Origin of the sequence: Krasilnikovia sp. MM14-A1004 (assembly GCF_047159485.1) — a bacterium.
GTDB lineage: Bacteria > Actinomycetota > Actinomycetes > Mycobacteriales > Micromonosporaceae > Actinoplanes.
The window spans coordinates 1,918,835-1,933,289 of the sequence record NZ_AP038773.1 but is presented as its reverse complement, the minus strand read 5'-3'; the positions used below and the strand labels follow the sequence as shown (position 1 = coordinate 1,933,289).

Genomic DNA, 14,455 nt, shown 5'->3' with positions numbered 1-14,455 from the left:
GGCTTCGTCGATCGCGGACCAGCGTCGACCGTCACGGCTGGACGCGGGTGCGGCGACGGCGGCTCACCACGTACACGACGAGGCCCGCCAGAATCGCGGCCGCGACGCCCGCCGCGACGCCGGCCGTCCAGGAGCCGGTCACCGGCGGCGCGCCGCCGGGGTCGCGGTTCACCGGCGCTGCGGGAGCTGCGGTCCCGTTCACGATCACCGGCGCCGCGTCGTTCGATGTGTTCGTGTCGTCCGGGTAGCCGTCGCAACGGCAGCCGGCCGGGTTGGATTCGATGCGGCCCTTGGCGTCCGGGACCAGCTCGGTGACCTTCAGGCGGAACTCCCATGTGTACGTCTGCCCGGCCGGCACCAGCGGCGGACTCCAGCAGAGGTACTGGGTCCCGTACGGTCCGGTGCCCGCGTCGTTGGCCCGCATGCATCCGGATGGGACGGTGACCACCCCGGTGCCCGGCGGCAGGGTGAACAGGGCCGCGGTGGCCTGCTTGTCGTCCTTCGAGCGATCGATGGTGACCGGGCCGTTGTTGTGAACCCCGACCGGGACGCTGATCGTTGCCCCTTCGGCACCGCTGACGTTCGTGCCGACCGCGGCGAGGTCGGCGCGCCGTGATTCGCCCACCACGATGCTCGAGAATCCCGGATAGGCCTCGTCGTCGAACTGTCCGATCGACTGCCGGGGGCCGGCCTGTGCGGGCCCCGGCTGCTTGCCGGTGAGCGCGCGTAGTTCGAGCACCTCGCCGGTACCCCGGCTGCCGAGCCCGGGTCTGCCCGCGGCAGCGCGGTTGGCGGCCAGGTCGTCGAGGTCGCCGGGCGTCATCCACACGGATCCCACGTTCCATGGGGTCGGCCCCGGGTTCGTATCGGGGCGGATGCGCAGTGGCACGACCGTCTCGTACGCCACGGCGTCCGGCAGATCGCTGTCGAACACGCAAGCCGTGAGCCGGCCGTCACGGTAGTAGCAGTTGCGGAACTGCCCGTCGGGCGCGAACGCGTAGTCGAGCTGGAACACCAGCGCGGCGCCGTGCAGGACCTGGCCGTTCACGGGAGCGTTCGTGGGTGCCAGGCCGAACGTCGCGTCGAATGCGGTGTTCGGGGCGGCCTCCGACGGCACGCTGCTGCGGAGCACGCGCGGCGACATGATGACGCCCCGGGCGATCGTGACCCTGGAACGCTCGACGACCTGTGGGATCCGCTCGCCGTCGAACGTGACCTTGAGGTCGCCGGTCCCGCCCACCGGGGCTCTCCTCGCTCGGACGATCAGGGAGAGACCACTGGGCCGCAGGTCGTGCCCGACCCCCATCGGGCGGGCGAGCGTGCACACCGTCTTGTGCCGACCGTGCGTCACACAACGCCAGTCGGAATACGGTTGCCGCGCGACCATCTGCGTCGCGTCGAGACCGGCGCCGACGGTCTCGGCGGTGAGCACCACGCCGCCGACGGTGTGCGCGGCGTAACCCGGGCCGGCGGTGAATGCCGGGCTGACCTGCGCCTCGCCGCCTGCGACGATGGTCGTCCGCGCGGGGATGTCCATCGCGATGCGCGGGGTGGCGGCGAGGGCGGCAGTCGCCGGGAGGGCGGCCAGGGTTGCGCCCAGCAGAAGGGCCAGCCAACGACGCATGGGCAGAGACCATAGGTGATCTTGTCGATCTCCGCCGCCCCGGATCGATCACGGCGGCGGAAGCGACCTTCGACCCCGGACCGGAAGGCTCTCCAACGAAAAGACCGGATGCCCAAATGGGACATCCGGTTGACTGCCGTACTTGTGGGCGATACTGGGATCGAACCAGTGACCTCTCCGGTGTGAACGGAGCGCTCTCCCGCTGAGCTAATCGCCCGCAACGCGTTCAGACTGTACCGGACGGCTGCCGCCGGGCGCGAACCAGGGGTCGGCGCGTCACGAGCCGCCCAGCCACCCCCACACCAGCGCGACGAGGTCGACCCCGAAGCTGAGCTTGACGGACAGCCAGAGGATCGCCGCGACGAACAGCATGCCCAGGACGCCCACGAGCAGGCGCACCGGCAACGACTGCCGCTTGACCCAGTGGGTCCAGGACTGCACGTGCCGCTTGGTGAATTCGAGCGTGTGCTTCGCCCAGGCGAACTCCAGCGCCAGGATCGCCAGGCCCAGGATCACGATCGCCCAGCCGGGCCCGGGGAACGGGATCATCACGATCCCGAGCGCGACGACGAGGCCGCCCACCACGCCGATGCCGACCTTGAGGGCGAGCCGGCCACTCGGGTTGGCGCGGATGCGGTGCAGCAGACCGGAGGGACCGTGGCTCTCGTCCGTACGCGGCGCATCACTCGCGCGGTCGGTTCGGGGCATCTGATCACTTTCGGGTCGCGGACTCGTCGCCGTACCCGTCGGCGGCGAGGCGCCGGGTTTCCTGGTCATTCATCCCCCAGTGTTCCGGTGCCCCGTCACTACCCGGGAGGAATGGACGTTACCGGAGTAAGTCAACTGCTGGACCCACCCGACGCCGGGCGGAGCCGGGTACTTGGGCAGAACAGGACAAGATATCGCTTTACGTCCTGCTCGAACGGGTTTTCGGAACCGTCTTCCCACTACTGGGTGAGATCAGCGTATGGCGGAGCGTAACGACAGGGATCACCTGAGTATGGGAAAGCGGGGTTTACCGACCCCGCAGCGGTGCCGGGGGGAGTTCGTCCATGAGTACCATTCGTCCAACGACCGTCGAGGTCGAAACATCGCTACGGCTCGTAGCGCCAGATGCCACGGCACTGCCCGTGCGCGCCAGTCTGCGGTACGACCCAGCCGACCCGTACGCCGTACACGTGTTGTTCCACGCAGAATCAGCCGGTGGGGAAGCCGTGAGCTGGTCCTTTGCGCGTGAACTGCTCGTCACCGGGCTCGACGAGCCCGCTGGGATCGGCGACGTCCGGGTGTGGCCGTGGGCCACACCGCGCGGCGACTTCGTCGCCCTCGCGCTGTCGTCACCCGACGGCAACGCGCTGTTCGAGGTACCCCGCAGTGTCCTCGTCCGCTTCCTCCGGCGCACCTACGTGGTGGTGCCGCGGGGACGCGAGTCCGAACACCTGGACGTGGACACGGCGGTCAACCGGCTTCTGGCCGGTCGATAGCGACACGCATTTTCCGGGGCGACCCGTGCGGACTCTGCCGGTCCGCGCGGGTCGCTTCTTTCGTATCCCCGGACGTTCGCAGCGCCCCATTCGAGTAAGTCGGGATAAACCGGACAAATAATGCGCGGCATTGCGCGAAACACCGATTCATGCGGAAGCACGTAACCGGCCCGTAATGTCTGTTTTGACCCAATACCGCCACCGCCGTCGCCGGCAATTCCGAACCTCACCGGTCGGGCCGGTAGGCCGACGGCATCCCGGTCCGCCACCGGCCGCCGACCGACCGTAATTCCCACAGATTCATGGGGTATGTGCGAGCCGCCCGAACCGACCCGGCATGATAGTGGTGTGCAGATCTCCGCTCGTGGTGATTACGCGGTCCGGGCCGCGCTCAGCCTGGCGCAGTCCTACCCCCAACTCATGTCCGCACAGGCCATCGCGCAGGACCAGGACATGCCGCGCAAGTTCCTCGAGGCGGTGCTGGCCGACCTGCGCCGCGCCGGTGTGGTCCGGGCCCAGCGCGGCGCCGAGGGCGGGTACACCCTGTCGCAGTCCCCGCGTGACGTGACCATCGGTCAGATCCTGCGCGCGGTCGACGGGCCGCTCGCCGGGGTTCGCGGCCTGCGTCCAGAGGAGACCACCTACTCCGGCGCCGCCGAGAACCTGCCCAACCTCTGGGTCGCGGTCCGCTCGGCGGTGCGCGAGGTGGTCGACGAGGTCAGCCTCGCCGAGCTGATCAGCGGACGGATGCCCGCCCACGTACGGAAGCTGACCACCCGCCCGGACGCCTGGCAGCCACGCTGAACGACCGTCGCGTGTGGCCATCCGGCCGACGACCTACTCGCCCGCGACGCTGATCACCACGTCCCCGCCGAGGCGGCCGTGCTCGGGGCTGCGGGTCACCGCACCCGTCGCCAGCAGCGCCTGCAGCACCCGCGTCGCGTCCGCGGCCCGGTAGACGGTCTCGGTCAGCGCGAACGTCCGCAGCTCCGTCACCCTGGCCGGGCCCGCCTCGGCCAGGTGGCTCAGCAGCTCGCGCCGTAACGGACCGGGGTGCGGGGTGAGCGAGATGTCGAGCAGGTGCCCCTCCGGGTCGCCGGGGTCGCGGTAGCGCACCCCCGCGTACTCGTCGACCGCCCACAGGGTGTCCTTGAAACCCTCCAGGCTCTTCCCGGCCGCCGTGGCGAAGACCAGCAGTTGCCCCGGTCCCCCGTTCGCGACCAGCTCCACCGCCGCGACCAGCGGGAACCCCGCACCGCGCAGCGCCGCCCGGTAGGCCTCCACGCGCGGACCGTCGCCGGGCGGCCCGCCGAACACGCGGGCCGCCGCGTCGGGGCTGTCCAGTCCGTCCAGTGCGCCGGCCGCGAGCACCAGCAGCACCTCCGACGGCTTGCCGGCGGCCAGGGCCGCCACGGTGGCCAGGGCGGGCGGGCCCGGCGCGGCGGTCGCATCGAGATAACCCAGCAGGGGTACGCGGGCAGCCCCGCCCGCCGCGAGCGCCACCGCCAGCCGCGCGTCGGTGCCTCCGTCCACGGTGTGCACGCTGAGCCCGGCCGCGACGCCCGCCTCCCGCTGTGCCGTGGCGAGACGGGCCGCAGCGGCGGCGGTGTCGTCGCCGACCGCCAGCATCGTCAGCTCCCGGCCACGCACCAGGTCGGACAGTTCGGCGAAGACGCGTACCGCCGCCTCGGCCGCGCGTCCGCCGTCGGCGTCGGCGTATCCGTGCACGTAGGCGGCGTGCCGGGCCCGGTGCAGGGCGGCCGGGGCCCAGGCTTCGAGGTGCCGCACCAGCACCTCGCGCCGTACCTCGGAAAGGTGGTCGTCGGTGGTCATACCCGCTTTCTACCGCCCCCGGGTTGCGTAGGTCGGCTCGGGTCGGCGCGGCGCGGGTCTTGTACCGTGGGTCGCTGAGCAGACACTATGAGGCACGTGCCCCCACCGCTGGCCGAACTCACCGCGCATGCACAGTCGCTGACGTCCGCCGGGGACCTCGCCGGGGCGCGGGCCGTACTCGCGGATGTGCTCGACCCGACCGACGCGGACCCGCAGCGCGCCACCGCCGACCTCGCGGTCGCCGCCGCCCTGCACGCCCGGATCCTCATCGCCCTCGGCGACCCGCACGGCGCCCGCATCTGGGCCGGATTCGCCCACGCCGCCGAGGAACGGCTGCACGGGCCGCGCGACGAACGGACGGTCGCCGCCGCGGCCACCCACGCCGCGGTGCTGCAGCGGACCGGCAACCACGGCCGGGCCGTCCAGCTGTACCACGACCTGGTGGCGGAACTGATCACACTGGACGGGCCCGACTCGCCGCGGGTCCTGGCCGCCCAGGCCGACCTCGCGACGGCCGAGCACGCCGCCGGGCAGTGCACGGCGGCCCGGTCACGGCTGGCGCAGGCGTGGGAGCGGCACCGGGCGACGTACGGTGACGCCGAACCCGCCGGCATCAAGATGCTGGCCCGCCTCGGCGCCATGCAACGCGAGTGCGGCCACGACGCGGCGGGACAGGAGCACCTCGCCCTGGCCCGGGAGCTGTGCGCCCGCTACCTGCCCGCCGACCACCCGCTGGCGGTACAGGTCGACGCCCTGGCCCGCCGCGCCGGCCCGGACCGGCACCGGTGCGGCCGGGTCACGCCCTCCGTCGGCCCCGGCGGACCGCTGCCGGACGGGCCCCGGGCCCCCGACGGTCACGCGCCGGGCGTGCGGCTCGTCCCCGACTCCGCCCCCGGGGTGACACCGGTCCCCGAGGGCGGCCCCGGAGGGCGGCACGCCCGCGCGGACCGGCCACTGGTCGCCCCACCACCGCCCGACCCGCCACGCTTCGTGCCACCACCTGCCGCCGACCGGCCGCCGGCACGCACCCCACCGCCCGCCGACCGGCCGTCCACGGTCACCCCGCCACCGGCCGACCCGCCGCGCTTCGTGCCACCCCCACGCCCCCTGGTCACCCCGCCGTCCGCCGACCCGGCACGGTTCGTGCCTCCCCCACCGCTGGTCACGCCACCCCCGGCCGATCCGCCGCGCTTCGTGCCGCCGCCGCCCGAGCAGCCCCCCACAGTCAGTCCCCCGGCACCCGGGGCCGCAGCGGCCGGGCGGCCCGCGCCCATGGGCTGGCAGCCGTCCGTGGTGTTCCCGCCGCCGCATCCCGAGCCGGTCCGTACCCCGCCGCCGCCGTATGCCGTCCAGGGCGGCGCGGGGGTCGGTCAGCCAGGGAGCAGTCTGGTCGCCGACCGGCGGCTGCCCGTACCCGTGGCGCGGCCCGAACCGGTCCGCTCCCGGCGGCCCGCCGTGCTGGTCGCCGTACTGCTGGCCGGGATCGTGGTCGCGGCCGTCGTGGTCGCCGCGACGCTGCCGCGCGCTGGTCGCGGCGAGCCGGCGGTGACCGCCGCCGCGCCGACGACCGCCGCGACGGCACCCGTCGCCTCCACCGCTCCGGCTTCCAGCGCACCGGCTTCCAGCGCTCCGGCCTCCGCCGCACCCACCCCGGATGGGGCACCGCAGAACGTCCGGCTGCGCGACAACCGGGACAGCGTGTCACTGCAGTGGGGATATCCCCCGGGCGCCGAGGGCCCGGTGCTGATCTCCGGTGGCCGCACCGGCCAGCAGCAGCGCGCCTTCCAGCAGCTGCCCGCCGGCACCACCGACTACGTCGTGTACGGCCTGAACGAGCAGGAGAACTACTGCTTCACGGTCGCCGTGGTCTACACGGTCGACAACGTCGCCGCCTCACCACAGATCTGCACAAATCGCCGCTGACCCCGGCTCGTGCAACTGAACTGCACCCGAGCCGGACCTCAACAACCACCGCCTCGCACCGATTGTGAACCTGACCAACCACGACGGAGGCGCGCACGGTGACCACGGAAGCGGCGGTGACGGCCAGTCCTGTACTGGCCTCCGACGAGCGTGCCTCGCTCGCCGCCCTGGTCGCCGAGTTGGAGCGCCTGCCCGGTTCCCAATTCCGGGCGTTGCCCGGCCCGGCCGCCGAGGCGGAACGCCGGGCCGAGGAACTCGGCGCGCAGGAGCTCGTCCAGCGGGCCCGGCTGCTGCGCATCTCGGTGATGTTGCGGGAGGGCCGCTCCGCCGAGGGTGGCCGCGCGGTGCACCAGATCCTCGCCTGGGCCCGCGAGAACCGCAGCGAGTACCTGCTGGCCCGGGCGCACCGGGAGCTGGCCATCTTCTACCGGCAGGTCGGCGACGTGTCGGGGGCGCTGACCCACGCCGTGCAGTGCGTCGCGCACCTGCCGGAGGATGTTCCCCCCGCGGTACGCGCCCGGCACCTGCAGTCGCTGGCCGTGGCGCTCGACGAGAGCGGGTCCGGTGCCGAGGCGGACCGCCGCTTCCGCGAGGCGCTGGACATCTCCACGGCGATCCGCGACGACGAGCTGACCCTGTTCATCCTCAACAACATGGCCTACACGGCGTACGAGAACGAGGACGAGCCGGCGGCCCGGGCCATCATCGAGCAGATGCGCGAGGTGCAGGCGAGCGGCAGCCGCCCGTTCAGCGCGAACGAGCTGGACACCATCGCCCGCGTGGAGATCATGGGCGGCCGGTACGCGGCCGTCGAGGAGACCCTGCAGGCCGTCCTCGACGCGGAGGAGTCCACCGTCCTCGGCAACGAGGGCGACGCGATCGCCATGTGCCGGCTCACCCTCGCCGAGGCCCGCCGCCGGGACGGCCGGTACGAGGCGGCGCAGGAGGCCCTCGACGCGGCGCTGGGGATGAGCCTCGAACGGGAGCTGGCCGCCGTACGGGCGCAGATCCGCGAGGAGCAGGCGGCGCTGTACGCGGCGACCGGGCGGCACCTGGAGGCGTACGAGGAGCACCGGGCGTTCCACGCCGAGGCGAGCGCCCTGCACTCGGCGCAGCGTGAGGCCCGCGCCCGCGCGCTGCAGGCGGTGTTCGAGGCCGCCGAGGCCCGCCGGGCCACCGAGCACTTCCGGGAGATGGCGCACCGCGACCCGCTCACCGGCCTGCACAACCGCCGCTACGTCAACGAGCGGCTGCCGGAGCTGCTGCGGGCGGCGGCCGGGCGGGGCAGCCCGGTCTCCCTGGCCCTGGTGGACCTGGACCACTTCAAGCGCATCAACGACACGCTGTCGCACGACACGGGCGACACCGTGCTGCAGCACGTGGCGAAGCTGCTCCAGGAGGCGGCGGACGGCCCGGCGGTGGCCGCCCGGATGGGCGGCGAGGAGTTCCTGCTGGTCTTCCCCGGAGTGTGTGAGGCCGAGGCGATGGAACGCTGCGAGCGGCTGCGGCTGCGCATCCGCGCGCACGCCTGGGAGCCGATCACCGGTACGGTCCCGGTGACCACGAGCATCGGGCTGATCACCACCCCGGAGGGCGCGGGCACGCCGTCGGGCCTGCTGTCCCAGGCGGACCGCCGACTGTACGCGGCGAAGCGCGGCGGCCGTGACCGCGTGGTGGCCGTCGCGGACTGACCCGCTCAGCCGGTCGCACGGGTACGCGGCTCCGGCACGGCCCGTCGCTCGGTTTCCCGGTCGGCGGTATCCGGGGCGGTGGCTTCCAGGGCGCCGGCATCCGGGGCGGCGGCTTCCAGGGCGCCGGCATCCGGGGCGGCGGCTTCCGAGGCGGCCGCGTCCCGGGCGGCCTGTGCGGCGGTGCGCAGGTCGGCGTGGGGCCGTACCGTCCACGTGAGGACGCCGAGCCAGCACACCGTGAGCAGCAGGGCGCCGAGCACGTCGGTGGGGTGGTGCTCGCCGCGGTACATCCGGGACAGCGCCACGCCCGCGGGCATGACCACGGCCAGCACCACGAAGACCCACCGCCACCACTGCCGGATCCGGGGGACGACCAGCAACGCGATCGCGCCCCACAGGCACATCGTCGCGGCGATGTGCCCGGACGGGAACGACGTGGTCGGCATGACGCCGTCGAGTTGCGCGACCGGCGGCCGGGGCCGGCTCACGGCCCGTGCGACACACAGGAACAGCGTCAGCTCGCCGAGCATGGTGAGCACGAGGAACAGCACGAGCCGCCATTGCCGCCACAGCGCCAGCGCGAGCGGGCAGAACACCAGGCTGACGGCGAGGATGGCGTGCGTGTCACCGGCCTTGCTCCACAGGTAGCTGACGTGGTCGAGGCCGGGCGTACGGAAGGTCTGCAGCCACCGGGGCACCCCGTCGTCGAACGCGGCCAGTCCGGTGCCGACGCTCAGATGGGTCAGCGCGTAGCCGACGGCGTACAACAGGCCGAAGATCAGCACCCAGCCGGTGACGATCTCGGCGGCGCCGGTCCAGGGATGCGGCATCACCTGCGGTTCCGCGGGTGCGGGACGCAACTGCGGGGCCGCCTCCGGTTCGAGCCCCTCCGCCAGCGGCGGCACCGGTGCGCCCGCCTCGCGCCGCCACACCCGGAACGCGTACGCGGTGACGCCGAGCCAGGCCGCACCGAGCAGCCAGCCGGCCAGTACATCGGACAGGTAGTGCACGCCCAGCGCGGTCCGGCTGAACCCGATCGCGACAACGGTCACCGCGGCGGCACCCGCGAGATACGGCCGGCCCCGGCGGCGGACCGCGGGCAGGAAGACCAGCAGCAGGGCGCCGTAGACCACCATGGAGCCCAGCGCGTGCCCGCTGGGGAAGCTGTTGCCCGGCGCCGCGGCGACGGGCACGTCCACGATGGGACGCAGCCGCCCGACGAGTGTCTTGAGTGACGGGTCGAGCAGCAGCGCCCCGGCGCCGGCCACCACGAGATAGATCGCGAGCCGGGTCCGGCGGCGGATGAGCAGCACGAGCACGGCCAGCACGACCAGCGGCAGCATGAACGGGCGGCCACCGAAGCTGGAGACCTCGGTCAGCCCGGACACCACCGCCGGGTGGGGGGCGACGAGGTGGTTGAGTCCTTCGGCGACCCCGTGGTCGAGGCGTTGCAGCGGCGCCCAGTGGAAGCGGACGAGCAGCAGCAGCGTGCCGAAGCCGAGCCCGATCGCGATGACGGCCAGCAGGCCGAGGACGCTGCGCTCGGCGAACAGCCGCAGCGGCGCCCACCGGGCGTGCTCGGGCACAGGAGCGCCACCGTCATCGGAGCGCTGTGGCTGGCGAGTGTCGTGCTGGGTCACTGTCGGGCTCACCTCCGGGGGTCGGACGTGAGCCGCTTCTACCCCGTCGTGTCGTGGCGTGAAACGCCGCCGCGCTGGCCCGGCACCCGGGTCTCCCCCTCGGCCGGCTCCCACTGGTCCTCCCGGGCCGGGCGGCGCACCCCGACGCGGCGTGCCTCCAGCTGCGCCGCGAACGCGAGTCCCAGGAAGAACGTCACCCCGGTGAGGTTGGCCCACAGCAGCAGACCCATCACCGCCGTGAGCGGGCCGTACGTGGCGCCGAAGCCGTCGCTGAGCCGGACGTACCCGGCCAGCAACAGGCTGGCCACCCACCACAGGATCGTCGTGACGGTCGCGCCGAACAGCAGCCAGGACAGTGCGGGCTGCCGGCGACGCGGCGTGTGGCGGAACAGCATGCCGACGGCCAGCACGATCAGACCGAGGCTGACCGGCCAGCGCACGACGTCCCAGACCAGCCGGACTCCCCCGGACCAGCCGAAGTGGTCGGCCATCGAGTCGCCCGCCGCGCGCCCGGCCACCAGCAGGAGGAAGCCGACGAGCGCGGGCAGGCCCGCGACCAGGGCCAGGACGGCCGCGCGGAGGTACTTCGCGAGCGCCGGCCGGTCGCGTTCCACCCCATAGATGCGGTTGGCGCCGCGCTCCACCTGGGCCATCGCCGTGGTGAGTGCGACCAGGCCGGTGAGCAGACCGAGCACCAGGGCGATCTCGCCGGCGTCCGCGATGTGGTCGTCGTCGGCCAGCAGGTCGCGGACGAGCGGCTCGCTGGCGCCGGGGGTGAGTGCCAGCACGGTGTCGGCGACGACCCGGCCGCCCTCCTCGGCGCCCAGGTCCGAGGCCAGCCCGGAGAGTGCGATGAGGAACGGGACGATGGCCAGGCACAGTTGCAGCGCGAACGCGCGGGCGTGGCTGAACCCGTCGCCGTACCGGAATCGGATGAACGCGTCGCGCACCAGCGGCCAGCGACCGTAGCGGCGCAGAGCGAGGAACGCGTCGTCGGCCGACAGCTCGTCGCCCGGCATCGTCCTGGTCTCGGGTACCGGCTCAGCGGAACTCACCGGTCGTCCCCGCCGTGCGCCGCGCGCCGCGCGTTGTCGACGTCGTATGCGAGGTCCGGGTCGCTGTCCGGCTGCGGCACGCACAGCACCAGCGCCCGGTACCGCACCGTGATCGACATGCTCCTGCCGGGCGCGATGAGGTCACCGTCGAGCTGGCGCGGCTGCGGGCGCCCACTGCGGATCTCGACCCGCCGGGCCGAGTACGTCTCCATCAGCGGCTTGCGCGGCCGCCCCCGCACCACGCCCCAGGCGAGGGCGGCCCAGTGCAGCAGGTTGTCCGGGCTCAGGATCGCCACGTCCAGCCGCCCGTCGGCCGGGTCCGCGTCGCCGAGCAGCTTGACGCCGCCCTGCAGGCGCCCCACATTGCCGACGATGACGGTACGGGAGCGCCGCCGCATCGGCGGTCCCCCGTCCAGCGAGATGACGATCGGCATCGGCCGGTCCCGCAGGTGCTTGACCGCGCCGCCCACGTACGCGAGCCAGCCGAGGTGTTTCTTGGCGGTCTCGGATGTGCCCTGCAGCATCTGGGCGTCGAACCCCATCCCGGCCATCACGACGAAGCACCGGTCCTCGACGACTCCGACGTCGATGCGGCGCCGGCCACCCTGCACCGCCACCTCGACGGCGGTGGCCACGTCCGAGTTCAGCCCGAGGTTGGCGGCCAGCAGGTTGCCCGTTCCGGCGGGCAGCACGGCCAGCGCCACGTCGGTGCCCGCGAGCGCGGTGACGCAGGCCGTGACGGTGCCGTCCCCGCCGCACACGAAGACCACCTCGGCCGCGTTCTCCACCGCCTTGGTGGCCTGGCCGAAACCCGCGTCGTCGCGGGTGGTCTCGTACCACTCCGGCTCCGGCCAGCCGGCGCGGGCCAGCGCGTCACCGACCGTGCGGCGCAACACCTCCATGTCCGGGACCTTGACCGGGTTGACGACGACTGCTGATCGGGGGCCTTCCATGGCAGTCAGTCTGCGGCACGACGATCATCCCGGCGAGTCGGACGCTCCCGGACGGGTGGGGGTCTTGTCACGTACGGTGTCCTCGTGGGTGCTACGAGCGTCACCTGGTGGGGTCACAGCACGATGTGGCTGACCGACTCGGACGTCGCCCTGCTCACCGATCCGGTGCTCACCGACCGGCTGGCGCACCTGCGCCGGATGAACGGGCCGACGCCGCGGCTGGCGCACGCCCCCGACGCGGTGCTGCTGTCCCACCTGCACGCCGATCACTTCCACCTGCCGTCGCTGCGCGCGGTGCCGGGCGAGCCGCTGCTGGTGCTGCCGCGCGGCGCCACCGAGCTGGTGGCCCGCGGCCTGGGCGCCCGGTACGCGGCCCGCTGCGTCGAGCTGCTGCCCGGCGAGCAGACCAAGGTCGGCGACGTGACGGTCCGCGCCGTACGGGCCGCGCACGACGGCGGGCGGGCGCCGTGGTCGCGGCACCGGGCGATCGCGCTCGGTTTCGTCGTCGAGGGCTCCGCCCGCACCTGGTACGCGGGTGACACGACGCTGTTCGACGCGATGGCCGGGTTCGGGCCGCTGGACCTGGCGCTGATCCCGGTCGGGGGCTGGGGCCCCACACTCGATCCGCACAAGCACCTGAACGCGGCCACGGGCGCGGAGGCGCTGCGCCTGGTCCGGGCGTCCTGGGCGGTGCCGGTGCACTACGGGACGTTCTGGCCGGTGGGCCTGAGCCGGGTCCGGCGGCACATGTTCCACGAGCCCGGCGACGCGTTCGCCCGGCACGCCGCGGCCAGCTGCCCGGACACGAAGGTCCGGGTGCTGGCCCACGGCGAGACGCTGACGATCGGCCCGGACGCGTGATCGGCACCCTGCAGACCCTCAGCTGGCTGTTCGTCGTGGTGTCGTTCGGGGCCATCGTGCCGGTGGTGCCCACCGGGGCGGCGGTCAGCAGCGCCGCGGTGCTGGCGATGCACACCCACCCGCTGACCATCGTGCTGGTCATCCTGGTCGGCGCGGCCGGGGCGTACACGGGTGATCTGGCCATGTATGCGATGTGCCGGGCCGGCGGTGTGCAGCTGGCCCAGCGCCTGCGCTGGCTGCGCGACCAGGACCGGCTCAATGCGATGAAGGAGCGGCTGCGCGGCAACCAGGTCCCGGTGCTGCTGGTGTCCCGGCTGCTGCCCGGCGGCCGGGTGCCGGTGCTGCTGGCCGCCGCCGTGCTGGGCCTGAGCTGGCGCACGTTCGTGGTGGCCAACGCACCGGCCTGCCTGCTGTGGTCCGTCCTGTACGCCGGGATCGGCGTGGCCGGCGGCTCCATCTTCCCGGAGCCGTGGCAGGGGGTGCTGGCCGCGATCGTCGGAGTCCTGCTGATCACCCAGGCCGTGAACATGGTGAACCGTCGCCGGGCGGCCCGGGACGGGGACGCCAGCCGGGCTAGTACCTGAGGTGCTGCCGGGTCAGCTTGGCGACCTTTTCCACCACCGTGATGCCGCCGGACATGCTGCCGTGCCCGTGGGACAGCACCGCGATGGAGACGTCGGTGTCGGCGTCGGTGACCCGCCCGACCGAGTTGATGATCCAGCGGTTGCCCTCGGTCGAGCGGGGCAGCCAGCCGTTCTTCACGGTCGGGATCTCACCGGCGCGGGCCACGGCCGGCACGCCCCAGTCCTGGTCCGACTGAACGGTGCTCATCAGGTCGAAGGCGAGCTTGCGGGAGCCGGCGTTCAGCGGGCCCTTCTTGTCGACCAGCTTGGCCAGCAGCCTGACCTGGTCGTCGACCGTCGTGCGGGTCAGGCCCCAGGAGCCGCTCACCTTGGTCGAGGTGAGGCCGAGGCGCCGGTTGCAGGCCCCGATCGCGTTCGCCCGACCGAGGTGGGAGAACAGGGCGGTGGTGGCGTCGTTGTCGCTGGCCCGGATCATCCGCTTGGCGAGGGACAGCTCGTCGGGGGTGAGTTTGCGGCCGTCGTCCTGGGCGTGGAGCAGCAGGCAGGCCAGGACCTGCACCTTGACCACGCTGGCGGTCTCGTAGGCCTCGGTGCCGCGGAACGCGTACCGCTGGCCGGTCCTGCGGTCGAGCACGGCGACGGAGAACTCGGGCACGCTCGCGGCGTACTTCTTCAGGGCCGCGTCCAGGGCCTTGACCCGGCGGGTGTGTTCCTGGCGGGCCAGTTCCGCGGGGCTCGGGCCGGTCGGCGTGGGCGTGGCACTCGCGGTCACGGGGCGGTCGCCGAATGTGCCGGCCACGGGCAGCA

Annotated in this window: 13 protein-coding genes and 1 tRNA gene; 6 read left to right on the top strand and 8 right to left on the bottom strand. The window is 73.2% G+C overall.

Going from position 1 to position 14,455, the window contains the following annotated elements:
• Positions 1-31: 31 nt before the first annotated feature.
• From ACMCNN_RS08835 to ACMCNN_RS08825, 3 genes are all read right to left on the bottom strand, one after another.
• Entirely contained in the window at positions 32-1,624 is a 1,593-nt protein-coding gene (locus ACMCNN_RS08835) for a hypothetical protein (RefSeq protein WP_412745688.1), read from the bottom strand.
• Between the two features lie 145 nt (positions 1,625-1,769).
• Positions 1,770-1,841 (bottom strand) — tRNA-Val (locus ACMCNN_RS08830).
• Positions 1,842-1,900: 59 nt separating this feature from the next.
• Complete coding sequence (locus tag ACMCNN_RS08825) at positions 1,901-2,332, bottom strand: TIGR02611 family protein (RefSeq protein WP_412745687.1); 432 nt, start codon at positions 2,330-2,332, stop codon at positions 1,901-1,903.
• A gap of 344 nt (positions 2,333-2,676) precedes the next feature.
• Between ACMCNN_RS08825 and ACMCNN_RS08820 the strand changes: the two genes are divergently transcribed.
• Together ACMCNN_RS08820 and ACMCNN_RS08815 are read left to right on the top strand one after the other, a co-directional pair.
• Positions 2,677-3,108, top strand: coding sequence for an SsgA family sporulation/cell division regulator (locus ACMCNN_RS08820; RefSeq protein ID WP_130508327.1), 432 nt, complete (start codon positions 2,677-2,679; stop codon positions 3,106-3,108).
• A 348-nt stretch (positions 3,109-3,456) separates the two neighbouring features.
• Positions 3,457-3,912, top strand: a complete 456-nt coding sequence (locus ACMCNN_RS08815; protein ID WP_412745686.1) for an RrF2 family transcriptional regulator — start codon at positions 3,457-3,459, stop codon at positions 3,910-3,912.
• A gap of 33 nt (positions 3,913-3,945) precedes the next feature.
• On the opposite strand, the gene ACMCNN_RS08810 is transcribed toward ACMCNN_RS08815, so the two are convergent.
• Positions 3,946-4,941 (bottom strand): hypothetical protein, encoded by a 996-nt coding sequence (locus ACMCNN_RS08810; protein WP_412745685.1) that lies wholly within the window; start codon positions 4,939-4,941, stop codon positions 3,946-3,948.
• Positions 4,942-5,028: 87 nt separating this feature from the next.
• On the opposite strand from ACMCNN_RS08810, the gene ACMCNN_RS08805 reads away from it, so the two are divergent.
• A complete protein-coding gene (locus tag ACMCNN_RS08805) occupies positions 5,029-6,864 on the top strand; it encodes a fibronectin type III domain-containing protein (RefSeq protein WP_412745684.1) in 1,836 nt (611 codons plus the stop codon).
• A 98-nt stretch (positions 6,865-6,962) separates the two neighbouring features.
• The gene (locus ACMCNN_RS08800; RefSeq protein ID WP_412745683.1) at positions 6,963-8,555 is read left to right on the top strand and encodes a diguanylate cyclase; all 1,593 of its coding nucleotides are present in this window, start codon (positions 6,963-6,965) and stop codon (positions 8,553-8,555) included.
• A 5-nt stretch (positions 8,556-8,560) separates the two neighbouring features.
• Here ACMCNN_RS08800 and ACMCNN_RS08795 read toward each other — a convergent pair whose 3' ends face one another.
• From ACMCNN_RS08795 to ACMCNN_RS08785, 3 genes are all read right to left on the bottom strand, one after another.
• Entirely contained in the window at positions 8,561-10,141 is a 1,581-nt protein-coding gene (locus tag ACMCNN_RS08795; protein WP_412745682.1) for a phosphatase PAP2 family protein, read from the bottom strand.
• A gap of 92 nt (positions 10,142-10,233) precedes the next feature.
• The gene (locus ACMCNN_RS08790; protein ID WP_412745681.1) at positions 10,234-11,250 is read right to left on the bottom strand and encodes a YihY/virulence factor BrkB family protein; all 1,017 of its coding nucleotides are present in this window, start codon (positions 11,248-11,250) and stop codon (positions 10,234-10,236) included.
• Positions 11,247-12,203, bottom strand: a complete 957-nt coding sequence (locus ACMCNN_RS08785; RefSeq protein WP_412745680.1) for a diacylglycerol/lipid kinase family protein — start codon at positions 12,201-12,203, stop codon at positions 11,247-11,249. The genes ACMCNN_RS08790 and ACMCNN_RS08785 overlap by 4 nt, the downstream gene beginning before the upstream one ends.
• 84 nt (positions 12,204-12,287) lie before the next feature.
• On the opposite strand from ACMCNN_RS08785, the gene ACMCNN_RS08780 reads away from it, so the two are divergent.
• Both ACMCNN_RS08780 and ACMCNN_RS08775 read left to right on the top strand, forming a co-directional pair.
• Positions 12,288-13,064: an MBL fold metallo-hydrolase gene (locus ACMCNN_RS08780; RefSeq protein ID WP_412745679.1), complete on the top strand. Its 777-nt coding sequence runs from the start codon at positions 12,288-12,290 to the stop codon at positions 13,062-13,064.
• Positions 13,061-13,648: a DedA family protein gene (locus ACMCNN_RS08775; RefSeq protein ID WP_412745678.1), complete on the top strand. Its 588-nt coding sequence runs from the start codon at positions 13,061-13,063 to the stop codon at positions 13,646-13,648. Before ACMCNN_RS08780 ends, ACMCNN_RS08775 begins: the two co-directional genes overlap by 4 nt.
• Here ACMCNN_RS08775 and ACMCNN_RS08770 read toward each other — a convergent pair.
• The gene (locus ACMCNN_RS08770; protein ID WP_412745677.1) at positions 13,638-14,447 is read right to left on the bottom strand and encodes a serine hydrolase; all 810 of its coding nucleotides are present in this window, start codon (positions 14,445-14,447) and stop codon (positions 13,638-13,640) included. The two genes, ACMCNN_RS08775 and ACMCNN_RS08770, sit on opposite strands and share 11 nt — an antisense overlap.
• Positions 14,448-14,455: the final 8 nt, after the last annotated feature.

Coding starts and splice junctions, on each gene's coding strand:
- ACMCNN_RS08835 (WP_412745688.1), bottom strand. CDS start 1,624: ATGCGTCGTTGGCTGGCCCTTCTGCTGGGCGCAACCCTGGCCGCCCTC.
- ACMCNN_RS08825 (WP_412745687.1), bottom strand. CDS start 2,332: ATGCCCCGAACCGACCGCGCGAGTGATGCGCCGCGTACGGACGAGAGC.
- ACMCNN_RS08820 (WP_130508327.1), top strand. CDS start 2,677: ATGAGTACCATTCGTCCAACGACCGTCGAGGTCGAAACATCGCTACGG.
- ACMCNN_RS08810 (WP_412745685.1), bottom strand. CDS start 4,941: ATGACCACCGACGACCACCTTTCCGAGGTACGGCGCGAGGTGCTGGTG.
- ACMCNN_RS08805 (WP_412745684.1), top strand. CDS start 5,029: ATGAGGCACGTGCCCCCACCGCTGGCCGAACTCACCGCGCATGCACAG.
- ACMCNN_RS08785 (WP_412745680.1), bottom strand. CDS start 12,203: ATGGAAGGCCCCCGATCAGCAGTCGTCGTCAACCCGGTCAAGGTCCCG.